At 55.1% G+C, this 23708-nt stretch carries 19 protein-coding genes and 1 pseudogene; 8 read left to right on the top strand and 12 right to left on the bottom strand.

The window, feature by feature from the left end; translation table 11 throughout:
* Positions 1–24 precede the first annotated feature (24 nt).
* Positions 25–1101 (top strand): tRNA-queuosine alpha-mannosyltransferase domain-containing protein, encoded by a 1077-nt coding sequence (locus HALO_RS13010; protein WP_035579028.1) that lies wholly within the window; start codon positions 25–27, stop codon positions 1099–1101.
* Here HALO_RS13010 and HALO_RS13005 read toward each other — a convergent pair.
* The 12 genes and pseudogenes from HALO_RS13005 to HALO_RS12950 form a co-directional block, all read right to left on the bottom strand.
* Positions 1084–2154, bottom strand: a pseudogene (locus tag HALO_RS13005) (hypothetical protein). The gene HALO_RS13010 and the pseudogene HALO_RS13005 sit on opposite strands and share 18 nt — an antisense overlap.
* A gap of 31 nt (positions 2155–2185) precedes the next feature.
* Positions 2186–2824 carry an endonuclease III gene (gene nth / locus HALO_RS13000; RefSeq protein ID WP_035579030.1) on the bottom strand — a complete coding sequence of 213 codons (639 nt, stop codon included), beginning with the start codon at positions 2822–2824 and terminating at the stop codon, positions 2186–2188.
* A 71-nt stretch (positions 2825–2895) separates the two neighbouring features.
* Positions 2896–3597, bottom strand: coding sequence for an electron transport complex subunit E (locus HALO_RS12995; RefSeq protein WP_035579032.1), 702 nt, complete (start codon positions 3595–3597; stop codon positions 2896–2898).
* The gene (gene rsxG, locus HALO_RS12990) at positions 3594–4229 is read right to left on the bottom strand and encodes an electron transport complex subunit RsxG (protein WP_050713505.1); all 636 of its coding nucleotides are present in this window, start codon (positions 4227–4229) and stop codon (positions 3594–3596) included. Before rsxG ends, HALO_RS12995 begins: the two co-directional genes overlap by 4 nt.
* Positions 4226–5275: an RnfABCDGE type electron transport complex subunit D gene (locus tag HALO_RS12985; RefSeq protein ID WP_035579037.1), complete on the bottom strand. Its 1050-nt coding sequence runs from the start codon at positions 5273–5275 to the stop codon at positions 4226–4228. Before HALO_RS12985 ends, rsxG begins: the two co-directional genes overlap by 4 nt.
* On the bottom strand, positions 5272–6924 hold the full coding sequence (rsxC, locus tag HALO_RS12980; RefSeq protein WP_050713504.1) for an electron transport complex subunit RsxC: 1653 nt from the start codon (positions 6922–6924) through the stop codon (positions 5272–5274). The genes HALO_RS12985 and rsxC overlap by 4 nt, the downstream gene beginning before the upstream one ends.
* Positions 6924–7520 (bottom strand): electron transport complex subunit RsxB, encoded by a 597-nt coding sequence (gene rsxB, locus HALO_RS12975; RefSeq protein ID WP_035579043.1) that lies wholly within the window; start codon positions 7518–7520, stop codon positions 6924–6926. The genes rsxC and rsxB overlap by 1 nt, the downstream gene beginning before the upstream one ends.
* 12 nt (positions 7521–7532) lie before the next feature.
* The gene (rsxA, locus tag HALO_RS12970; RefSeq protein ID WP_007114112.1) at positions 7533–8114 is read right to left on the bottom strand and encodes an electron transport complex subunit RsxA; all 582 of its coding nucleotides are present in this window, start codon (positions 8112–8114) and stop codon (positions 7533–7535) included.
* Between the two features lie 175 nt (positions 8115–8289).
* Positions 8290–10326, bottom strand: coding sequence for a methionine--tRNA ligase (gene metG / locus HALO_RS12965; protein ID WP_035579046.1), 2037 nt, complete (start codon positions 10324–10326; stop codon positions 8290–8292).
* 102 nt (positions 10327–10428) lie between these two features.
* Positions 10429–10710: a hypothetical protein gene (locus HALO_RS12960; protein ID WP_035579049.1), complete on the bottom strand. Its 282-nt coding sequence runs from the start codon at positions 10708–10710 to the stop codon at positions 10429–10431.
* Positions 10711–10838: 128 nt separating this feature from the next.
* Entirely contained in the window at positions 10839–12020 is a 1182-nt protein-coding gene (locus HALO_RS12955) for a 1-acyl-sn-glycerol-3-phosphate acyltransferase (RefSeq protein ID WP_035579053.1), read from the bottom strand.
* Between the two features lie 67 nt (positions 12021–12087).
* The gene (locus tag HALO_RS12950; RefSeq protein ID WP_035579055.1) at positions 12088–13017 is read right to left on the bottom strand and encodes a recombination-associated protein RdgC; all 930 of its coding nucleotides are present in this window, start codon (positions 13015–13017) and stop codon (positions 12088–12090) included.
* A 143-nt stretch (positions 13018–13160) separates the two neighbouring features.
* Between HALO_RS12950 and HALO_RS12945 the strand changes: the two genes are divergently transcribed.
* The 7 genes from HALO_RS12945 to rpsA all read left to right on the top strand — a co-directional run bounded on the left by HALO_RS12945 (position 13161) and on the right by rpsA (position 23509).
* Positions 13161–13595, top strand: a complete 435-nt coding sequence (locus HALO_RS12945; protein WP_035579058.1) for an acyl-CoA thioesterase — start codon at positions 13161–13163, stop codon at positions 13593–13595.
* Positions 13596–13747: 152 nt separating this feature from the next.
* Complete coding sequence (gene gyrA / locus HALO_RS12940) at positions 13748–16486, top strand: DNA gyrase subunit A (RefSeq protein ID WP_035579060.1); 2739 nt, start codon at positions 13748–13750, stop codon at positions 16484–16486.
* Positions 16470–17573, top strand: coding sequence for a 3-phosphoserine/phosphohydroxythreonine transaminase (gene serC / locus HALO_RS12935; RefSeq protein ID WP_035579062.1), 1104 nt, complete (start codon positions 16470–16472; stop codon positions 17571–17573). Before gyrA ends, serC begins: the two co-directional genes overlap by 17 nt.
* 5 nt (positions 17574–17578) lie before the next feature.
* Positions 17579–18670, top strand: a complete 1092-nt coding sequence (gene pheA, locus HALO_RS12930; protein WP_035579064.1) for a prephenate dehydratase — start codon at positions 17579–17581, stop codon at positions 18668–18670.
* A gap of 5 nt (positions 18671–18675) precedes the next feature.
* Entirely contained in the window at positions 18676–20955 is a 2280-nt protein-coding gene (locus tag HALO_RS12925) for a bifunctional prephenate dehydrogenase/3-phosphoshikimate 1-carboxyvinyltransferase (protein ID WP_035579066.1), read from the top strand.
* Complete coding sequence (cmk, locus tag HALO_RS12920; RefSeq protein ID WP_035579068.1) at positions 20948–21646, top strand: (d)CMP kinase; 699 nt, start codon at positions 20948–20950, stop codon at positions 21644–21646. Before HALO_RS12925 ends, cmk begins: the two co-directional genes overlap by 8 nt.
* Positions 21647–21829: 183 nt before the next feature.
* Entirely contained in the window at positions 21830–23509 is a 1680-nt protein-coding gene (rpsA, locus tag HALO_RS12915) for a 30S ribosomal protein S1 (protein WP_008957327.1), read from the top strand.
* Positions 23510–23708: the final 199 nt, after the last annotated feature.

Below are 23708 nucleotides of genomic sequence, written 5' to 3'. Positions count from 1 at the left end.
CTGATCTGTTTGCTAAGGCTACCAATGCGCGTACTCCTGTTATCCGCCTACGAAGCGGTGAGCCACAGCTACTGGGCACAAAGTTTGATGGCGCAGCTTAATGAGGTGTCATGGACGCTTTTGAGCCTGCCGCCGCGCCATTTCGCCTGGCGTATTCGCGGTAACCCGCTGAGCTGGATGCTAAAAGAGCATGACACTCTCAGTCAGTCGTTTGATGTAGTGCTGGCCACATCAATGGTGGATCTGGCCACGCTGGTGGGGCTTTTTCCGCATCTTGGCCGAGCAAAAAAGGTCGTCTACTTTCATGAAAACCAGTTCGCCTATCCTGAATCGAGCGATCAGATGCCACAAGTAGAGGCCAAGATGGTTAACCTCTATACGGCGCTGGCAGCGGATAGCGTGGTGTTTAACAGCGCCTATAACCGCGACTCCTTTATTGATGGTGCGCGAGCCTTTCTGAAAAAAATGCCCGAAAACCTCCCAGCAGCTAAGCCACTTGAAGCGCTACGCGAGCGGGCCATGGTAATGCCGGTGCCCATTGGTGACAGTTCAGAACCTGGCCACCACACGGCTTTTAAAAAAACAATGCCGCAGCGAATTGTTTGGAACCATCGCTGGGAGTATGACAAAAACCCGGACGACTTCTTTGCCGTGTTGTTTGCGTTAAGCGAAGCAGGCATCTCATTTGAGCTGGCGGTGCTTGGCCAGCGTTTTCGCCAAGGTCCCGCTATTTTTGCCGAGGCTGAGCAGCGTTTAGCCAGGCATATTGTGGCTTGGGGGCCGCAGCCGGAGGAGGCGTACCGCGAACTATTGGATAGCGCGGGCATTGTGGTCTCGACCACTTGGCATGAGTTTCAAGGCTTGGCGATAATGGAAGCGGCCCAGCGCGGGGCGTTACCACTGGTGCCCGATCGGCTCTGCTTCCCGGCGCTTTACCCTGCAGCCTATCGCTATGACGGCTCTCGGGAAGGGCTTTATGACCGGCTTAGTGCTTGGCTCACCGATCCTGCGGCTCGCCCTGAACGCCTTGATACCGCCGTTTGGGAGTGGCCCGCTTGGCGTGAGGCTTATCGGCAGCTTTTATTAGTCGAGCCGGTCTAAGCGCCGCGTCGGCCAGTGAACCACGGCGGTGTGACGACGCATCTTTTGCGCAAGTGCTGGGTGTTCCCGGCGAATCACCTGCTCGGCAAACTCGGATAGAAAGTGTGATTTTAGCTCCGCCCGGGCGCGGTCTACTCCGCTATGTTGATAGGGCGTCGAAGCCAGCAGCATAAAGCCATCGTCTGGAATGCGTCCGGCGCGCATATTGGCGTCAATAATAGTGGCCGCGGTGCCAATGGGTACCGCTAAATCAGGGCCGTAGGGGCCTATGATCAAGGCAGTATTGGGCAGGTGCAGAAAATCAAAGCCCCGGCCAATGCAGATTACCTATTCACGGTGTTCGATATCCAGTTCCCGCTCAACACCCTGGAGTTCGCTAACGTGGGCAAGGTTGCCTTCCAGCAGGGGTAGCAGATCTCGTAGCATGTCATGAGGCATATCCGGGCAAATAGCGTTCAGTTGACTGCTCAGCCCCTCGGCAGCTCTCCCTACCCAGTCGCTTACATCCAGGGTCGCACCCTCTTTGCCGTGAATAATTAGCGCATCGCTGTCGGTTTCAAAGCCACATACCAGCGGATAAACCTGCTGATGATCGTGACCGAATAGCTTGCCCGCCTGTTCGGCAATGGCATAGGCGTGGGCTTTCGCCGCTTGGGTGTCGCAGTTGAAACCGGCGCAGCCGCGGGCCTGGTTGCCACGGGAAAAGTGGTAGGTGATCAGCATCAGGGTGGCGCGCCCGGCCTGAGCTGTATCGACTACTGTATCGGTCAGTAGCTCACCCAAGTAAGGCCAACCCAGATCGAAAATGCCGCCGAGATTACGAAACGGGGTAATAATCCCTAACGGCGTGCGCGTGGCGTGGGGAATATGAATCCGCCCATCCATACACTTCATTACCACGATGGAGGTTGGGTGCTCGGCCGTATAACGTTGCCGCGCCAGCCAGGCCCCTGGGCTACAGAAGTGCTCGGCGTGTTGCCGTGACAAATCCAGCAGCGCATCAATTCGCCGTGCAATCGGCTGATCGTGGAGTAGCGTGGCGGGGCTAGGCATGGCGGGTTCCATCAGCTAAGTTTTTTGTCGACTATGCGAGCTCGGTTTTGTCTTTATAGTCGCACAGATCCTCGATAATGCAGCTACCACAGCGGGGTTTGCGTGCGATACAGGTGTAGCGGCCGTGCAGAATCAGCCAGTGGTGAGCATCGTGAAGAAACCCTTTTGGCACATGGCGTAGCAGTTTCTGCTCCACCTCAACGACATCTTTGCCTTTAGCGATGCCGGTGCGATTGGATACCCTGAAAATATGCGTATCCACCGCCATGGTGGGCTGACCAAACGCCGTATTGAGTATTACATTGGCCGTTTTACGGCCTACGCCGGGCAAGGCCTCCAGCGCTTGGCGGGTATTGGGCACTTCACCACCGTGCAGATTAACGAGCATGTGGCAGGTTTTCATCAGGTTTTCGGCTTTGGTGTTGTATAAGCCAATGGTTTTGATATGTGCTTTAAGCGCGTCGATACCTAAATCAATGATCGCTTGGGGCGTGTTAGCGACTGGGTAGAGCCGCGCCGTGGCTTTATTGACCCCTACATCGGTGGCTTGAGCAGAAAGCAACACGGCGGCCAGTAGCTCAAAAGGCGTGTTCCAATTAAGCTCGGTAGTCGGGTGCGGGTTCTCTGCCTGAAGGCGAGTGAAAATTTCATGACGCTTTTGGGCATTCATGGCGGGTCTCTTAATAATTACGTTATAAAGACGAGCAGTTGTTTACATGTGCACTTTCGGCATTTTGCCAGCTATTTTATCGTGCCGGTAACCCGCACGCGGCGCTCAGTTCTAGGTGTTGTCGCCACTGGCTTGGCACGGGCCGCATTGCGTTGATCGATAACGTTTTTCAGCGCAATCAACAGACCCGCCACAAAGAATGCGCCGGGCGGCAGCACGAAAAACAGGAACTGGTAGTCGTCGGCAATCGTCAGCTGCCAACTGGCTGCTTGCGGCCCGAACAGTAGCGCCATATCGCTAAACAGCGTGCCTTGGCCCAGTAACTCGCGAAGAGCGCCTAGTAATACCAGCACAGCACCAAAACCTAACCCCATCATAAAGCCATCAATGGCTGCTGGTAATACCGGCTGGCGGGAGGCAAAGGCATCGGCTCGGCCAAGAATGGCGCAGTTGGTCACGATCAGCGGAATAAAAATCCCCAACACCTGATAGAGCGGGTAGGCGTAGGCGGCCATCAGCAGTTCAGCGCAGGTAACAAAAGCCGCAATCACCATCACGAAAGCGGGCAGACGCACTGCGCTGGGCACCTGGTGACGAATCAGCGAAATCGCCGTGCTGGCMCCGACCATGACCAGCAACGTGGCCAGCGCCAGCCCCAGCGCATTGACTACGCTGCCGCTTACCGCTAGCAGCGGGCAGAGCCCCAACAGCTGAACCAGCGCGGGGTTATTCGACCAAAGACCGCTTCGAGCGAGTTCGCGCCACTGGCTCATTGGGTGGGCTCCTTAAATGATATCGGTAGCGGTGTATCGTTGGCGTACTGAAGCGCTTTATGGACAGCGTTAACCACGGCCCTGGGCGTAATCGTCGCGCCGGTAAACGCATCAAAGTGACCACCGTCTTTGGTCACCGCCCAGCCTTCTGGCGGGAAGCTATCTAACCTTAAACCATTAAACTCGGTGATCCAGTCGCTACGGCTGCGCTCAATGTCATCGCCTAGCCCAGGCGTTTCCTGATGCTGGGTAACGCGTACGCCACTGATACGCTGCTGCTCGTCAATGCCAATCAGCAGGCGGATTTCGCCGTTATATCCCTGCCGGGTTACCACCGGTAAGATCMCCGCGCTGCTACCTTGAGCGTTTACCCACCAGCCTTGGCTATCGCTTGCAAGCCCCAGCGCTTCTGGATTGGGAAGCGCAAAAGTGCTCTCCAACACCTGGGTGACGGGCGTATTCGCCAGCGCTTGGGGCAGTACTTCCTGCAGCTGACGGTGTTGGTAAGCCAGCTGATGTGTCTCTATCCGTTCGGCGGTTAGCGCGCGGGTAAGCGCGACGCTGCCTGCCGTTACTAGCGCAAAGGTCCCCAGGGCAAGCGCGCCGCGCTGCATGGCCTGGAACAGCGTCATGGCTGTTCTCCTGGCTTACCCGGTGAGGCTTTTTGCTGGCCAGTGGGCCGCGGCACGCTATAAAGATCCAGTAAGGGTACGCACAGGTTCATCAGTAAGACCGCAAACGCCACCGCATCTGGGTAGCCGCCAAAGGTGCGAATGATGATGACCAGCGCGCCAATCCCAGCGCCATAGAGTAGCTTGCCGCGTTGGCTGGTGGCAGCGGAGACCGGGTCGGTGGCAATAAAGAACGCCCCGAATAGCGTTGCCCCGGTGAGCAGGTGAAACAGCGGTGAAGCGAAGTGGCTGGGGTCGCTGAGATAAAACAGCGTGGCCAGTAGTAGTAGGCTGCCAAGCATCGCTACTGGGATGTGCCAGCTAATAATCCGCTTCGCTAACAACACCGCACCACCCGCTAGCCAAGCAAGCGCTACCCATCGCCAGGCGCTTAGGGTGCCCTCCGGCAGTGGGTTGGTCGCCCAGAACTCGCTGGCCAGCACCGCTTCGCCTTTGTGCTTAAAAGCATCAAGGGGCGTTGCGCCGCTCAAGCTATCTAGTTGGGCGGTTGGCAACGTTCCGGCGATTTGTGTCCATAAACCATTAGGCAGCAGTTCCTGGGGCGGTGCCCACAGCGTCATGTAGGTAGGAAACGACACCAACAGCAGCGCATAGCCCACCATGGCGGGGTTAAAAGGGTTATGGCCCAAGCCGCCGTATAGCTGCTTGGCGACCACAATCGCCGCGATCATACCCACGCCGATAAGCCACCAGGGGCTAGCGGGCGGCAGTGACGCGCCTAGCAAAACGCCGGTAAGCAGAGCGCTTGAGTCATTCAGCGTCACACGGATAGGGCGCTTGCGTAGCCGAAGCACGACGGCTTCAAGCGCAATACCAAAAGCGGCAGCTAGCAGTACATTGCTGATAACACCCAGGCCGAAGAAGTAGCTCATGGTGGCGATGCCTGGCAGGGTTGCCGCAATGACCCAGCGCATTAAGCTCGCCGTTGGCGGCACAGACGTTGCCGTGTTGGCATCTTTAACCCCTGAAGCGTGCATCATGCTCATGACGACTCCTCGCTAGACGGCTGTTCGCGCGCCTGGGCAAGCTGCAACTCGGCTGCTTTTAAGTTCTCCTGGGCGGTGGCAAGCTGCATTTCTAAGTCATCCAGGGATTGTTTGGGGTCTTCTTGAGCGACTCGCGCTAAGGTTTTTTCAGCCTTTTTGACCGATGCTTTGGCGGCGGCATGGGCGATGCGCAGACCGCGTAAGTCGACCTTTTCGCTGCTGGCGGCGGTACTGGTCGAGCGACGTTGTTGCGCCTGGCGGGCTTGCTTGCGTGCCTGTTTTTCAGCCTCTTCTCGAGCGAGCCGCGCTTGGCGAAACTCAAAACGGTGCTTGGCGTGTTCTGCTTTTACTGCCTCAATCCGCTGCAGGCGTAACCGGCTTTTCGCTTCCCGGTAATCCGCCACTAGCGGAATATGGCTGGGGCAAACATAGCTACAGGCGCCGCACTCAATACAGTCAAACAGATGATAGCGCTCTAACTTGGCATCGTCTTGAGCGCGAGCGTACCAGTGCAGCTGTTGCGGCAGCAGCGCGACCGGGCAAACGCTTTCGCACTCACCGCAGCGAATGCAGGGTGATTCTTTTGGGGGCAGCGGCAACTCTTCAAGCGTGGCCGCGATTAAACAGTTGGTAAGCTTTGTGACCGGCGTATCGAGCGTTAGCCGTGGCGTGCCCATCATGGGGCCACCCTGAATCACTTGGTGTAACTCTGGGGTATTCAGCCCTGCCTGCTCCAGCAGCTCTCTAACAGAAGTGCCTAGACGCACCCAGCGATTGCCGGGCTGGGTAATCGCCTCTCCAGTCAGTGTGACGACCCTGGAAACCAGCGGCTGCCCATCACGCACTGCATTGAGTATCGCCAGTAGCGTGCCTGGGTTATGGCAAAGCACGCCCACATCAGCGGGCAGCCCGCCGCTGGGTACATCAAGGTTTAGCAGCCTTTTAATTAGCTGGCGCTCGCCGCCGCTGGGGTAGCGGGTGGGYATTACTTTCAGCTCAATGTTGATCGGCTGGCAATTTGAAAGGGCGTGTTTCAGGGCTTCTATGGCATCGGGCTTGTTATCCTCGATGCCAATAATTATATGCTGCGCGCCGCATAGCTTGGCGACTATCTGCGCACCTTCGAGCACTTCGTTAGCGTGGTGGCGCAGGGTAAGGTCATCGGCGGTGATATAAGGCTCGCACTCGGCGGCGTTAATCACCAGGGTGTTAATCGCATGACGTTCGACCACACGCGCTTTAATATGGGKGGGAAACCCAGCGCCACCTAAGCCGACGATGCCGCTCTCGTTTAACCGCTCGAGCAGCGCATCGGGTTCGACATGTCGCCACGCCAAGGGTGGCAGTCGAAGCCACTCATCTTGCCCATCTCCATCAATGCAGATTTGGGTAGCGCTAACCTCGCTCACCGTGCCGCTAATGCTGGCGTGCAGGTTGCTAGAGATCATACCTTCGCGTTTGGCAATCACGCTGCCCACTTTCACCGCATCTCCATGCGCCACACAGGGCGTGGCGGCCTGGCCGCTGTGCTGCTGCAGGGGGAGAGTGACCCTACGGGGCAGTGGCGCTTCAATTAGTGCGGTTTGGTTGGAGCGCTGTTTGCGCTCAGGCGGATAAATGCCACCGGGGAAGTCAAAGGCGTTCGACATCAAGACACCCCTGAAGCGGGTTGGCGGTCGCTGGCAATCATGTTTGATGAGTGCGCTACTACCGGTTGCCACTGGGTGATCGGAGTGGAGCGCGGCAGCATATCAATGCAGTCCACGGGGCAGGGGTCTAAGCACAGATCGCAGCCGGTGCACTCGTCTTCAATCACGGTATGCATTAATTTAGCTGCGCCGATAATTGCATCGACCGGACAGGCTTGGATGCACTTGGTGCAGCCAATGCACTCTGCTTCGCGAATAAACGCCACCTTGGCTTCGCTCTGGGCTTCGCCATCCAGGGGCTCCGGTTCGCGACCAAGCAGATCGGCAAGGGCATGAATCGTCGCTTCGCCACCGGGTGGGCATTTATTCAGCGCATCGCCCTGGTTAATCGCTTCAGCGTAAGGGCGGCAGCCTGGGTAGCCGCACTGGCCGCACTGGGTTTGCGGCAGTAGCGCATCAATTTGTTCAACTAGCGGGTTATCCTCGCGCTTAAAGCGCTCGCTAACCACGCCCAGCAGGGCACCAAATCCGATACCCAAGCCGGTTAATACCGCGATAGCGCTAAGGATTGCTATGACATCACTGGGGCTATTCATCGCGCGCTGCCTTCATCCCTGCACCAACCCTGAAAACCCTAAAAATGCTAACGACATAAGGCTGGCGGTGACCATAGCAATCGCGGCACCTTGGAAGGGTTTGGGAATATCCGCCCCCGCTAAACGTTCACGCATGGCGGCAAACAGCACCAAAATAAGTGAGAAGCCTAGCGCTGCGCCCAACCCATAAAGGGTGGTGTGAAAAAAGCTTAACTCACGGTTTAACGACAGCAGCGCTACGCCCAATACTGCGCAGTTGGTTGTGATAAGGGGCAGGAAAATGCCCAGCACCTGGTGCAGCAGCGGACTCAGCTGGCGCACCATGATTTCGGTAAACTGCACCACAGCGGCGATCACCACGATAAAGCTAATGGTGCGCAGATACGTGACATCCAGCGGCACAAGCAGACCATGATAAACCACGAAACTAGCAGCCGACGCCAGGGTCAGCACAAAGGTAGTGGCCAGGGACATGCCCATGGCCGACTCCAGTTTATTAGAGACACCCATAAATGGGCACAGGCCCAGAAACTGAACCAGTACGAAGTTGTTGACCAGGGCAGTGCTGATCAAAATGATAAATAGCTCACTCATGGCTGCATATTTTGCGAAGAAAAGGCGGCGCTGGCTAGTGGGAGGTAAGGGAGTTTGATGTTTGAAACACCTGTGCAGTGAGAAGTTTGAATAACAGAGCCGCTTTAATAAAAATGCAAAGGGCAGAGCGCTTTGAGTCTCTGCCCTTTAACTTGCTTACCGCTTATGCGACGGATTAAGTTACCCGCTGGCCCGGTTCTGCCCCCGTGTCAGGGGAGAGCAGGTAGATGCCATCTTCGTTGGCAGAGGCCAATACCATGCCTTCCGAAACGCCAAAGCGCATTTTGCGCGGTGCCAAGTTGGCGACCATCACGGTCAAGCGGCCTTCCAGAGCTTCCGGCGCGTAGGCAGAGCGAATGCCGGAGAACACATTGCGGGTTTCGCCACCCAGGTCGAGGGTGAGTTGCAGCAGCTTGTCGGCGCCTTCGACGTATTCGGCTTTGGCAATGCGCGCAATTCTTAGGTCGACCTTGGCAAAAGCGGCAAAGTCGATTTCTTCGGCGATAGGCTCTTCCGCCAGCGGGCCTTTGGGCGCTTCTTTCAATTTTTGCTCTTCCACGAGATCTTCCTTCGACGCTTCAATCATGGCATCGATTTTGTCGCGTTCAACGCGGGTCATCAGCGGCTTGAATTTGTTGATTGTGTGCTCGGTGAGCACACTCTGTCGAGTGTGCCAATCCAGCGACTCAACGTTAAGAAACTCACGCGCTTGCTCGGCCATGGCGGGTACCACGGGCGTTAGATAGACCATCAACTGGCGGAACAGGTTTATGCCGACCGAACATATGTCTAGGACTTCAGCATCTCGGCCATCCTGCTTGGCCAGTGCCCAGGGCTCTTTATCGGCAATGTAGGTGTTGGCTTCGTCTGCCAGATCCATAATTTTGCGCATTGCGCGGCTAAATTCACGGGCTTCAAAGTCTTCGGCGATATGGTCACCGGCGGCTATAAAACGTGCCACCATCTGTGGTTCAGCGCAGTGGCTGGAAAGATTTCCACCACCGAGCTTTTTAACAAACCCGGCGCAGCGGCTGGCAATATTGACCACTTTGCCGACCAGGTCAGCGTTTACCCGTGCGGCAAAATCTTCCAAATTCAGATCCAGGTCATCGACTTTGGAAGTGAGTTTGGCGGCAAAATAGTAGCGCAAGTATTCTGGGTTCAGGTGATCGGCGTAGGTGGCGGCTTTAATAAAGGTGCCGCGGGATTTCGACATCTTGGCGCCGTCTACCGTCAGGAAGCCGTGGCAGTTGACAGCGGTGGGCGTGCGCAGGTCTGCGCCATGCAGCATGGCGGGCCAGAACAACGCATGGAAGTAGACGATATCCTTGCCGATAAAGTGATATACCTCGGCATCGGAATCTTTGTTCCAATAGCTGTCGAAGTCGATGCCTTCCCGGTCGCATAGATTTTTGAAACTGGCCAAATAGCCAATCGGCGCATCCAGCCAGACATAGAAGTACTTGCCGGGGGCGTCGGGAATTTCGAAGCCGAAATAGGGCGCATCGCGGGAGATATCCCACTCGTTAAAGCCGGACTCAAACCATTCCATCAACTTATTGCGGATCTGCGGCTGCACATGGCCGTCGTCAATCCAGCGCTGTAAGAAGTCGGCAAAATCGGGCAGCTTGAAGAAGTAGTGGGTCGAGGTGCGTACTTCGGGGGTGGCGCCTGAAATTGCTGAAACCGGGTTGATCAAGTCGGCTGGCGTGTAGGTAGCGCCACACTTTTCACAGTTATCGCCATACTGGTCATCGGCGCCGCACTTGGGGCAGGTGCCTTTAATAAAGCGATCCGCCAGAAATAGACCTTTTTGCGGGTCGAACATCTGCTCGATATCACGGGTAGCGATATGGCCTTTATCACGTAGGCGCTTATAAATCATTTCGCTGAAGTGGCGGTTTTCAGCGGAGTGGGTGGAGTGATAATTGTCGAATCCGACGCCGAAACGGGAAAAATCTGTTTGGTGGTCGTTGGATACCCGCTCAATGAGCGCTTCAGAGGTAATCCCTTCCTGCTCGGCACGCAGCATAATGGCAGTGCCATGGGCGTCATCGGCACACACGTAGTAGCACTGTTGGCCACGGCTTTTCTGGAAACGCACCCAGATATCAGTCTGGATATACTCAAGCAAGTGACCGAGGTGAATAGCTCCGTTGGCATAAGGGAGCGCGCTAGTCACCAAAATGTTGCGCGTGGCGGTAGTAGACATGGTGAAGATTAATTCCGAGTGAATAGGGGTGCCGGTTCGGCAATAACAAAAACACGGCGAAGTTTCAAAAGACTTCGCCGCTGACGCGGTTGGCGATACTGACTAGTAGAGTGCTTGCTCCTCTTGAACGACTTCGCGCAGTAGTTCTAAAAAGAGTTTATCTGCCTCAGAGTGCTCGGCTGGGTCTTCCGGGATGTGCACACTGGTGGTATCGGAAATTTCGTTGGCAATCCTGGCCATTGCTGCTGGGCTATTGCCTTCTGTTAACTGCTGTCTGGCAACCGCCAGGGACTGCTCGAGAATTTTTGGGTCTTGCAGCAGTTTGCGAATAAAACCACGTAGCTCATTGATGACACGTGTTTTCTGAATTTCTGAACCGGACATGGGAATCTCCTCAGGGTCGCAATTGACGACAGCGCCAAGCGAAACCAATCAATGCCTTGACCATAGCATTTTTTCCGCCAACGGGCATGCGTTGCACGGCTTTAAAAAAGCTAAATTAAAGCGTAGGTTTACAGCGTCAATCGACCGGCCTTGTGTTTAACGGGATTCGCGTACTGGGCAAGCCAATAAGGACGCAACGGCTCCGGTACTTCGGCAAGCCTGGCATTAAAGCGCTCTCTGTCTTGACGTGTGATCGACTTGCGCGCTACCAGTTCAGGTGCTTCCCCCAACGCCTCTAAGGCCAAATAGTGGCTGGGGAATAAGCGATAGCCACCAATCACCTGACGGTCAATCTCAGCAGCGACTTCGTCGGGGGTGGCCATATCGGATCCTACCGGTGTGCCAAAATGTAGCCGCACGCGGCCTTTAGAGCCAGTAATGCCCGCGACAATAGAGCGAATATCTTCAAACTCACTTTTGGCGTAGCTGCCTTGCGTATCGATATCGTGCAGTTCCTGGGCTTTTTGTACATCGCAGGGATCATATTCATAGCTAATCGATACCGGCACCAGTTTTAGTTCGGCAATCGCCTCGCCAAACACCATGTCCCGTTCTGCGGCTCGCCTGGCCATGATCAACATTTTGATGATGGCGGGCTCAGTGTGGTCGATGCCGTTCTTGGCACGGCCTTCGCGTTGGGCCATCCAGATAGAGTGCTGATCTTCGGTAATGGTATGGCGAATATAGGCGGACAACTGCTGGTACGCTGCGAGCATAGCCCGCTTGCCCCGTGCACTGCGTGGCACAATAAAACTTTTATTAAGCCGCATTAGATCGGTGACATAGGGCTTTTTAAGCAGATTGTCACCGATTGCGATACGCACGGTGTCGCGGTTTGCTTGATACAGCGCATAGTTGACGAACGCGGGATCCAGCGAGATATCGCGGTGGTTACCTATGAACAGGTAAGCGCCGTTGGCGTCGAGTTTGTCGAGGCCGGTAACTTCAAAGGCATCCGTGGTGGTGCGAATCATGCGCTCCATGTAGTGGGCAATGCGCATTTGAAACTCGTAAACCGACGAGACGCCTTTGACTTCACGACGCACGGCACGGCTGGCAAAAACACGCGCCAGTGACGGCGCCCAGCGTGCCATACGCGGCAGCCGAAAGCGGGTCAGCGCATCCAGCAGCTCGTTATCCCGTGAGAGCCTGGCAAGCACGTCGGCCACTTCATGATCCATAAAGGGCCGAATATCGGCCCACGGGTCTGTCTCGGTAGAGACGTTGGTAGCGTTATTGTGTTGAGTCATGCGAACCGTTGGATGGTAAATAATAAATATCGATTAATAACATCGAGGCGAAGGTCTATAGAACCACTTATTGAGCCGCAGGTTCCCGCTGCGTCTCGCCGCCGAGCCACTCTATCAAGCGCGGAATATCCGTGGATAGCGCCTGGGCCATTAAAATAAAGTCTGTTTCCAGGCGAGCAAGGGCATCATCGCCATCGTCCGCATGGTCGGCTTCTTCAATCAAAGCATCGCCAAAGCGTAACGATTTCAGGGCCAAATCATCGTGCAATACAAAGCTTAGCCGGCCTTCCAGGCTAACAGCGAGTTTACTGGCTTGGCGGCCGCTCTCCAGCAGTTGCTGAATTTCATCGCTGTCTAAATCGACCTGACGAGCACGCAACACGCCATCATCACCTTTGGCTTTAAGCTCAACCTGATCACCCAGCTGCAGATCGGCAGGCCGGCTAGCCGTGTCGCCTAGCCAGGTGGTCATGGCGCGGATAGGTAGTGTTTGGGAGCTTAACGGGGTGGCTTTTAAGCTGCCCAAGGTTTCGCGCAGCAGATCCAGAATATCTTCGGCGCGGGTACGTGAACTGGCATTGATGCCAATCATCTGGCCGCGGGTATCCCACCACAGATCAATTTTCTGGCTGCGCACAAAGGCACGGGGTAATAAATTCTCGGTGACCTGCTCTTTTAGCGCGGTTTTTTCTTTGCGGGTTACTTTGCGGCCTTCACTGGCCTCAATGTCGGCGACCTGTTCATCAACTTCTTCTTTGACCACAGAAGCAGGCAGTAAGCGTTCTTGGCGCAGGGCTGAAAGCAGCCGGTGCCCTTGGATTTCGTGAACGAGCTGACCGCCGCCAAGACGACCCGCTGGTGCAGTCCAGCCCAGGCGTCGCGCATCGGCGTTGCCGAGTGGTTTAGCGGAATGCTCGTCTAAAGCGCTAGCGAGCGCATCGCTGGATAATTCGGGCGCGTCGTGCAGGCGGTATAAATGCAAGTGCTTAAACCACATGGAGCCAATCCTGTTCAAAAGGTGGCACATTATGTCGAAAGCGGGGCCTTCCTACCAGCGGCGGCCACCAATCGTCTCTGTTGCGCACGTTTCAAACTTGTGTTTGATTGAGTCGTTGGCTAATTCATAAAGAAGGAACTGTTATGACTGCATCACTTTCACGGGTTCAATTACGTGTTCGCGGTTTTCACTTAGATGGCTACGGCCATGTCAATAACGCCCGCTATCTTGAGTTTATGGAGGAGGGGCGGTGGGATTTTTTTGATCAGCACCCCGCAATGATCAAAGAGCTCCATCAAGCCGGGCGGGCGTTTGTCGTTGTCAATTTGAATATTGATTATTTGGCGGCAGCGGGGCACGGCGACGACCTGGAGATTATGACCGGGATTGTTGATATAGGTGAACGCAGTGGCGTGTGCCACCACCGTATTGTGCGTAAAGATGGCACCGTCATCGCCCGTGCGGATTTAACCTTCGTGCTGCTTGATATCCGCGCCAATAAGGCCGCTGCCATAGAGGGAGAGCTGCGTGAGGCGTTAGCCGCGTTAACCTCGGCGAAAGAGGCATTTAGCCCCTAAACGGCTTTGCTGAGCTCCCTGGCTGCCCTTGCTGCTTTTGCAGTGGTATGATGGCGAAGTATTTGCGCGCCGTTCTGCTCTAATTTCAGAGCGGTGTTTACAAGCGCTTTCAACTCTCGCAGTGCCAATGCAGTGCAAAGGATCTGACTTTCATGGGTGACATCGCCAGAGAAATCTTGCCCGTCAATATTGAAGACGAGCTCAAACAGTCGTACCTCGACTATGCGATGAGCGTCATTATCGGCCGCGCGCTTCCAGATGTGCGGGATGGCCTTAAACCGGTTCACCGGCGTGTGCTGTTTGCCATGCATGAACTGGGTAATGATTGGAATAAACCGTACAAGAAGTCGGCGCGTGTCGTCGGCGATGTCATCGGTAAATACCATCCGCACGGTGATAGCGCGGTATACGACACCATCGTACGTATGGCGCAGCACTTTTCGATGCGTCATGTGCTGGTCGACGGCCAGGGTAACTTCGGTTCGATTGATGGGGATAACGCGGCTGCCATGCGTTATACCGAGGTGCGTATGTCGCGCCTCGCCCACGAGCTGCTAGCTGACCTGGAAAAAGATACCGTTGATTGGGTCGATAACTACGACGGTACCGAGCGTATTCCCGCCGTATTGCCTACCAAAGTGCCCAACCTGTTGATCAACGGCTCGTCGGGTATCGCGGTGGGTATGGCGACCAATATTCCGCCGCACAATATGCGTGAAGTGATTGACGGCTGCTTGGCGTTAATCGACGACTACACGCTGTCGGTGGATGACTTGATGGAGTATATCCCCGGCCCTGACTTCCCAACCGGCGCGATTATTAACGGCCGCGCGGGTATTTTGTCGGCGTATCGCACCGGTCGCGGGCGTATTTATGTGCGCGCTTGCCATACCATCGAGCACCACGACAAAACCGGTCGCGATCACATCATCATTACCGAGCTGCCCTATCAGGTGAACAAGGCGCGGTTGATCGAGAAAATCGCCGAGCTGGTGAAAGAGAAGAAGATTGAAGGCATCGCCGAACTGCGTGACGAGTCGGATAAAGACGGCCTGCGTGTGGTGATTGAGATCAAGCGCGGTGAGTCCGGCGAAGTCGTGGTCAATAACCTGTTTGCCCAGACACAGCTACAAAATGTGTTCGGCATTAACATGGTGGCGCTGGAAAACGGCCAGCCGCGTACGCTCAACCTCAAAGAGATGCTGGAAGCCTTTATTCGCCACCGCCGCGAAGTGGTGACCCGGCGCACGCTGTATGAGCTGAAAAAAGCCCGTGAGCGTGGTCACTTGTTGGAAGGCTTGGCCGTTGCTATCTCCAATATTGACCAAGTGATTGAGCTGATCAAAGCCTCGCCGAATGCGGCAGAAGCGCGCGAAAAGCTGCTCGCCAAGACATGGCAGCCCGGCCAGGTAACCGCCATGCTGGAGCGGGCTGGCGCCACATCGTGTAAACCAGAAGAGCTGGAAGAGGGCTTTGGTTTAAATACTGCGGCCACTTCTTATCGGCTTTCACCTGCCCAGGCTCAGGCAATTCTTGAGCTGCGCCTGCACCGCTTGACAGGTCTTGAAACCGAGAAGCTGCTCGATGAATACTTAAATATTCTTGAGAAAATTGCCGAGCTCACTGAAATTCTGGCTTCAGCCGATCGCTTGATGGAAGTGATTCGTGAAGAGCTGCACGCCGTGCGTGATCAGTTTGGCGATGACCGTCGTACGGAAATTCAGGCCAGCCACCTGGATCTCTCCATTGAAGATTTGATTGCTGAGGAAGACATGGTGGTCACCGTGTCCCGCTCTGGCTACGCCAAGACCCAGCCGCTGTCGGATTATCAAGCCCAGCGTCGTGGTGGTCGCGGTAAGTCTGCCACCGCAATGAAAGACGAAGATGTGATTGAGCACCTGCTGGTGGCCTCGACTCACGATACCGTGTTGCTGTTCTCTAATCGCGGCAAGGTTTACTGGTTGAAAGTCTACGAAATGCCCAATGCCAGCCGCGGCTCTCGCGGTAAGCCGTTGGTTAATATGCTGCCTTTGGAAGAGGGTGAGGCGGTTAACGCCATCTTACCGGTGCGCGACTACAATCCCGATAACTACATCTTCTTTGCCACGGCCAAAGGCACCGTCAAGCGCACTAGCCTTGAGCAGTTCTCGCGCCCACGTAGTGTTGGTTTGATTGCGATTGACCTGGAAGAGGGTGACCGCTTAGTCGGCGCGGCGATTACCACCGGTAACGATCACGCTATGCTGCTGTCGTCTAACGGCAAAGCGATCCGCTTTGAAGAGGGCAAAGCCCGCGCCATGGGGCGTACTGCCCGCGGCGTGCGTGGTATGCGTCTGGCAGGCGACGCGGAAGTCATTAGCTTGATTATTCCCAAGAGTCAGCAGATCGACGCTGAAGCGGATGCCGAAGAGGAAATGCAGGATGGCGCCCAAGAGGGCGTTGTGGCCGAAACCACCGATGGTCAAATCTACATTATGACCGCCAGTGAAAATGGTTACGGCAAACGCACCCGCTTGGAAGAGTTCCCGCTGCGTGGCCGTGGTGGCCAGGGTGTTATCGCCATGCAAACCAGCGAGCGTAATGGTTCTCTGGTGGCGGCAATGCAGGTCTACGACAGCGACGAGATGATGCTGATCACTGACCGCGGCACGCTGGTGCGCACCCGCGTGGAAGAGGTCTCTACCACATCGCGTAATACCCAGGGTGTGATGCTGATTCGTCTCGGCAAAGAAGAGAAGCTGGTCAAGACGGTTCGCGTTGACGAACCCGAAGAGAGCGATGAACTCACTGCTCTTGAAGGAACCGATCTTGAAGAAGGTAGCCTTGATACCCAGCCGAGCGAATCACCCGATGACGGAGAGGAAGCGGGGACCGATGACACGTCACTATAATTTCTGCGCAGGGCCAGCGGCCCTGCCAGTCGCTGTGCTGGAACGTGCCCGTGAAGAGCTGCTGGACTACCAGGGGCGCGGCCTTTCCGTGATGGAAATGAGCCACCGCAGCGATGAATTTATCGCCATTGCTGAGCGCGCTGAAGCTGATTTTCGTCAGCTTTTAGGCGTGCCGGATAATTATAAAGTGCTGTTCTTGCAGGGCGGTGCCAGCATGCAGTTTGCCATGCTGCCGATGAATCTATTGGGACAGGGCGGTAGCGGCAACTTTATCCAGACCGGCATCTGGGGCAAGAAGGCTCTCGCTGAGGCCAAACACCTTGGTTTTGACTGCCATGTGGTGGCCAGCAGTGAGCCCAACGGCCATACGGCGGTGCCTGCACGTGATGCGCTTCAGGTAAGCGCTGACGCTGCCTATTTGCACTACACCTCTAACGAAACGATTGGTGGTCTGGAGTTTGACTATACGCCCCATGTCCAGCGAGCCGATGGCGCTAATGTGCCACTGGTCTGCGATATGTCGTCGAATATCCTTTCTGGGCCCATCGACGTTAGCGAGTTTGGTGTGATTTATGCCGGGGCGCAGAAGAATATTGGCCCCGCTGGGTTAACACTGGTGGTCGTGCGTGACGACCTATTAGGCAAAGCCCAGGCCAATACGCCTTCGCTGTTTGACTATCAAATGCTGGCAGACGCGGGGTCGATGGTGAATACGCCGCCTACTTACGCCTGGTATTTGGCCGGCCTGGTTTTCCAGTGGCTGAAAGACGATATCGGTGGACTGGCGGCGATGGATGCCATCAATCAGCGTAAAGCCGAGAAGCTTTATGCAGCGATTGATGCCAGCGAGTTGTATAGCAACCCGATTGCCAAACATAACCGCTCGCGGATGAACGTGCCTTTTGTCTTAGCCGATGCGGCGCTGGATAAGGCGTTCTTACAACAAGCCAATGCGGCGGGGCTGCTTAACTTAAAAGGCCACCGCAGCGTGGGCGGTATGCGTGCCAGCCTATACAACGCGGTGCCTGAGTCTGCGGTAGATGCCTTAGTTGCATTTATGGCTGATTTCGAGAAAACAAGAGGCTAATCACCATGTCCGATACGTCGATCAACCTGGACGAACTGCGCCAGCGTATCGATCAGCTTGATAGCGATATTCTGAATCTGATCAGCGAGCGAGCTAGCTGTGCCCAGCAGGTGGCGCATGTGAAGCTGGCTGAAGACAAAGACGCGGTATTTTATCGCCCTGAGCGGGAAGCCCAGGTGCTTCGGCGCATTATGGCGTTGAATAAAGGCCCGCTTGATTCCGAAGAGATGGCACGCCTGTTCCGCGAAATCATGTCGGCGTGTTTGGCGCTTGAGCAGCCAGTTAAAGTGGCCTATTTAGGCCCAGAGGGCACTTTTACTCAGCAGGCGGCGCTCAAGCATTTTGGTGAAAGCGCGGTTAGCCTGCCCATGGCAGCCATTGACGAGGTGTTTCGCGAAGTAGAGGCGGGCGCCGTGCATTACGGTGTGGTGCCGGTGGAAAACTCCACCGAAGGGGTGGTCAATCACACCCTGGATACTTTCATGGACTCCTCGATCAAAATTTGTGGCGAGGTGGTGCTGCGTATCCACCACCACTTGCTGGTCAGTGAAAACACTCGCCGCGATAAAGTCTCGCGTATCTATTCGCACCCGCAGTCTTTTGCCCAGTGTCGCAAATGGTTGGACGCACATTTCCCCCATGCGGAGCGCGTGCCGGTTTCCTCGAATGCGGAAGCGGCCAAGTTAGTTAAAACCGAGTGGCATAGCGCTGCCATCGCGGGCGATATGGCGGCCAAGCTCTATGGTCTAGAGCATATCGCCGAAAAAATTGAGGACAGCCCAGATAACTCCACGCGGTTTTTGATTATTGGTAACCAGGATGTGCCCATGGCGGGGGAGGATAAAACCTCCATCGTGGTCGCTATGCGTAACCAGCCAGGTACCTTGCACGCATTGCTGGAGCCGTTTCATCGCCACCAGATTGATTTAACCCGTCTTGAAACGCGTCCTTCCCGCACCGGGGTGTGGAACTACGTCTTTTTTATTGATTTTAAAGGCCATCGTGATGAGCCTAAGGTCGCGGCAGTGCTTGAAGAAGTGCAACTGCGGGCGGCGGATCTGCGCGTGCTGGGTTCCTACCCCATAGGCGTGCTGTGACATTAATGGTCGGAGACAGTGTAAAAACATCGGGCTGTCATGAGTCGCGGTTATTAATTGTTGGCTTGGGTTTAATTGGTGGTTCGCTAGCGGCAGCGCTGCGCGCGGTAAGGTTTCAGGGTCAAATTGTTGCCTGTGACCCTGACGAAGCTGAGATTGCACGCGGTATTGAGATGGGGCTGATCGACTCAGGCGGTACCCACCTTGATGAGCAAGTCAATGACGCCACAATGGTAGTGCTAGCGGTGCCGGTGCTCGCCATGGAGAGCGTGATGGCAAGCTTGGCCGAAGCGCTACCTAACGCGTCGGCTGACGTTGTGATTACCGATGTTGGTAGTACCAAGGCGACTATCCGCGCCTGCGCTCAGCGTGTATTTGGCCAGGTACCCACTAATATGGTGCTGGGGCACCCTATTGCCGGTTCAGAAAAAAGCGGTGTGGCAGCGGCGAATCCGCGTTTGTATGTAGACCACAAGGTTATTTTGACACCTGAGCTGAACGTCGACCGTGAAGCTTTGCAGCGCGTGCGCTGCTTATGGGAAGCCTGTGGTGCCGATGTGCTGGAAATGGATGTAGAGCGCCATGACCAGGTGCTGGCGCGTACCAGCCATTTGCCGCACCTGCTAGCTTTTTCACTGGTGGATACGCTGGCCCGCCAGGATGAGCGCCTCGATATTTTCCGTTACGCAGCGGGCGGTTTTCGCGATTTTACCCGTATTGCGGGAAGCGACCCGGTGATGTGGCGGGATATTTTCATTGCCAATAAGCAGGCGGTTTTAGCCTCCCTGGATGATTTTGAAGCGGGGCTTTCGCGCTTGCGTCAAGCGGTAGAAGCCGGTGACAGCGATGCGCTGATTGCCACCTTTGATCGGGCCAGCCATGCCCGGCACTATTTCGACTCCTTATTGAATAAAACCAGTTATCAGGCGGAATATCATATGCAACCACAAGGTAAGGTCACCTACCGTGTGCAGCCGGGCGGTCAAGCCCAGGGGCGCTTGCGCGTACCGGGCGATAAATCCATGTCGCACCGCTCTATTATGTTGGGCGCGTTGGCGGAAGGCGTCACTGAAGTAAAAGGCTTTCTGGAAGGTGAAGATAGTCTGGCGACTCTGCAGGCATTTCGTGAAATGGGCGTGGCGATTGAAGGGCCGCATCAGGGTAAGGTCACCATTCATGGTGTCGGTATGCATGGCTTAAAAGCCCCCGCTGGCCCGCTCTATGTGGGTAACTCGGGCACCGCGATGCGGCTGTTTTCAGGGCTGCTGGCAGGCCAGGCGTTTGATAGCGAGCTGACCGGCGATGAATCACTAACCAAGCGGCCTATGGGGCGTGTGGCTGACCCGCTGCGCTTGATGGGCGCAACCATTGATACCGCTGAGGGCGGGCGCCCGCCACTGAAGATTCGCGGTGGCGCCAAGCTTAAAGGCATCCATTACGATATGCCCATGGCCAGTGCACAGGTAAAATCTTGCCTGTTGCTGGCGGGGCTTTACGCCGAAGGCGAAACTCGGGTGCGCGAACCTGCGCCGACCCGCGACCACACCGAGCGTATGCTCAATGGTTTTGGCTATGCAGTTTCCCGTGAAGGTGATACCTGCTGGCTCAAAGGGGGCGGCAAACTCACCGCAGGCCCCATTGATGTGCCTTCGGATATCTCATCCGCTACCTTCTTCTTAGTGGCCGCTGCCATTACCCCAGGCGCTGATATTACCCTTGAGCACGTAGGTATTAACCCCACTCGGATTGGCGTGATCAATATTCTTACCCTGATGGGGGCGAATTTAGCGCTAGAGAACGAGCGCGAAGTGGGTGGGGAGCCGGTGGCTGATATTCGTATCCGCTATGCACCGTTGAAAGGTATTGATATTCCCGAAGATCAAGTGCCGTTAGCGATTGATGAATTCCCTGCACTGTTTATTGCCGCCGCTAACGCTGAAGGCGTGACACGTCTTAGAGGTGCCGAAGAGCTACGCGTCAAAGAGTCTGATCGCATTCAGGCCATGGCCGATGGCTTGGTTGTGTTAGGTGTGCAGCACACTGTTGTTGAAGACGGCATTGATATCGTCGGCAATGGCGATGGTCAAAAAGCGAGTTACGGCGGTGGGCGTGTCGATAGCCTGGGCGATCACCGTATTGCCATGGCGTTTGCGATTTCATCGCTACGCGCAAGTGCAGAAATTGTGATTGAAGACTGCGCTAATGTGGCGACCTCATTCCCTGACTTTGTCGAATTAGCCACGCGTATTGGCATGGGCGTTAGTGTGGAGGGCGCGCATGAGTGATCGTGTTGCTACTGCTCCTGTTCTCACCATTGATGGCCCTGGCGGCGCAGGTAAAGGTACGATCAGTGGCTTGGTGGCAGAGCGCTTAGGCTGGCATCTTCTCGATAGTGGTGCACTTTATCGACTGACGGCTCAAGCTGCGGTTAAGCACAACGTAGCCGTTGACGATGAGTTGGGTCTGGCACGTTTGGCAGAACAGCTAGATGTGGCGTTTCCTGTTGAAGAGGGGCAGCCACGTACGCTGCTTGAAGGTGAAGATGTTGGCCAGGTTATTCGCACCGAACAGGCCGGCGAGCGCGCTTCCCAAGTGGCGGCACTGCCTGCAGTGCGACAAGCCCTGCTACAGCGGCAGCGTGATTTTTGCCAAGCGCCAGGTTTGGTGGCGGATGGCCGTGATATGGGAACGGTGGTCTTTCCCGATGCCCCACTAAAGATTTTTTTGACGGCCAGTGCCGATGAAAGGGCACGTCGCCGTCATCTGCAGTTGCAGGAAGCCGGGGTGGATGCTAGTCTTTCGAGTCTTTTAAAGGAGATTCAGGCACGCGATGCACGCGACACGCAACGTAGTGTGGCTCCTCTCAAGCCGGCAGATGATGCCATTACGCTTGATACCACGCGCCTGAGCATACCGGAAGTGGTTGATCGACTGACCGAACTGCTCGCCCAAAGAGGGCTGGTAAGCGGCGTGTGATTCTCCCTTGCGGCGTTTTTGGATAGGTGTCACGACGTGGCAGGGCACTAAACTCACATCGGTGAGCCCGGTCAGGTCTAACCAGCGTTAACACCTCCAAAAGCTGAGTGACATTAGGCCCGCACTTGCTGGTGGTGCGGAGAAGGCATTTATGCCTCAACAACGTAATTACGTAGGAACACCATGAGCGAAAGCTTTGCTGAGCTGTTTGAACAGTCTCTTAACGACATCAACATGGAGCCAGGCGCTATTGTCGCGGCCCAGGTTGTCGACATTGACGGTGACTGGGTTACTGTCAACGCTGGTCTGAAATCTGAAGGTCAGATCCCTGCGTCACAATTCCGCGATGAACACGGTAATCTGAACATCGCTATCGGTGACGACGTGCACGTTGCACTTGAAGCCGTAGAAGATGGTTTCGGTGAAACGCGTCTGTCTCGTGAAAAAGCCAAGCGTGCAGAAGCTTGGAAGATTCTTGAAGCAGCCTTCGAGAAAGACGAAATCATTAAGGGCGTTATTAACGGTAAGGTTAAAGGCGGCTTCACGGTCGAAGTTGACTCTATCCGCGCCTTCCTTCCGGGCTCGCTGGTTGATGTTCGTCCAGTTCGTGACACTGCGCACCTGGAAAACAAAGAGCTGGACTTCAAAGTCATCAAGCTCGATCCGAAACGCAACAACGTTGTAGTATCACGTCGTGCGGTTCTGGAAGCAGAGAACAGTGCCGAGCGCGAAGCGCTGCTGGCAACTCTGCAAGAAGGTCAGCAAATCAAGGGTATCGTTAAGAACCTGACAGACTACGGCGCTTTCGTAGACCTGGGTGGTGTTGACGGCCTGCTGCATATTACAGACATGGCGTGGAAGCGTATCAAGCATCCGTCCGAAATCGTTGCCGTTGGCGACGAGATCAACGTCAAAGTTCTGAAGTTTGACCGTGAGCGCAATCGCGTTTCACTGGGTCTGAAGCAGTTGGGCGAAGATCCGTGGGTCAACATTAAAGAGCGTTACCCGGAAGGCATGAAAGTGCACGCGGTCGTCACTAACTTGACTGACTACGGCTGCTTTGCCGAGCTGGAAGAGGGTGTTGAAGGTCTGGTTCACGTGTCTGAAATGGACTGGACTAACAAAAACATCCATCCGTCTAAAGTCGTGCAAGTTGGCGATGATGTTGACGTCATGGTGTTGGATATCGACGAAGAGCGTCGTCGTATTTCTCTGGGTATCAAGCAGTGTACTGCTAACCCGTGGGAAACCTTCAACACTGACTACAACAAGGGCGATCGCGTTTCCGGTACCATTAAGTCAATTACTGACTTCGGTATCTTTATCGGCCTAGAAGGCGGTATTGACGGTCTGGTTCACTTGTCTGACATTTCTTGGACTGATACTGGCGAAGAAGCCGTACGCAGCTTTAAGAAAGGCGACGAAGCTGAAGCCGTTATTCTATCTATTGATCCTGAGCGTGAGCGCATCTCGCTGGGCATCAAGCAGATGGATTCTGACCCCGTTGCTGAGTACCTGTCAGTCAACGATAAGGGCAGCATTGTAACGGGTCGCGTTATTGAAGTTGATGCTAAAGAAGCTCAAGTTGAATTGGCGACTGACGTTATTGCTGTGCTGAAAGCCTCTGAAATCAGTGCTGACCGCGTAGAAGACGCGCGCAATGTGCTGAATGAAGGCGACAGCGTCGAAGCTCGTATTGTCAGCGTTGATCGCAAGAGCCGTCAGATTAATCTGTCGGTAAAAGCGAAAGACCAGGACGATACGCGTCAGAACCTGAAGAAAATGCGTGAGCAAGAGCCGGAAACAGCGGGTGGCCCGACCACCATCGGTGATTTGATCAAGCAGCAAATGGGCCAAGACTAATTATCGATTAGTTATTGGTTTGTAAAAGCGCCGCCCTTATGGGCGGCGCTTTTGTTTGTGGTGGTTGACCGCTTTGTAGTAATTGAACGCATGTAATAGCTCGGCAGATTGGTTCGCATAGTCGTCATATGCTAGTTGGGTTAATCTCTTTAAACGGCAATTGAGTTTTAAAAAAACGATTAGTAATTGAGTGAAAATC

The sequence above is a fragment of the Halomonas sp. R57-5 genome, assembly GCF_900070345.1.
Classification (GTDB): Bacteria; Pseudomonadota; Gammaproteobacteria; order Pseudomonadales; family Halomonadaceae; genus Vreelandella; species Vreelandella ventosae_B.
The sequence above is the reverse complement of the archived record's forward strand: the minus strand, read 5'-3'. Positions and strand labels throughout refer to the sequence as shown.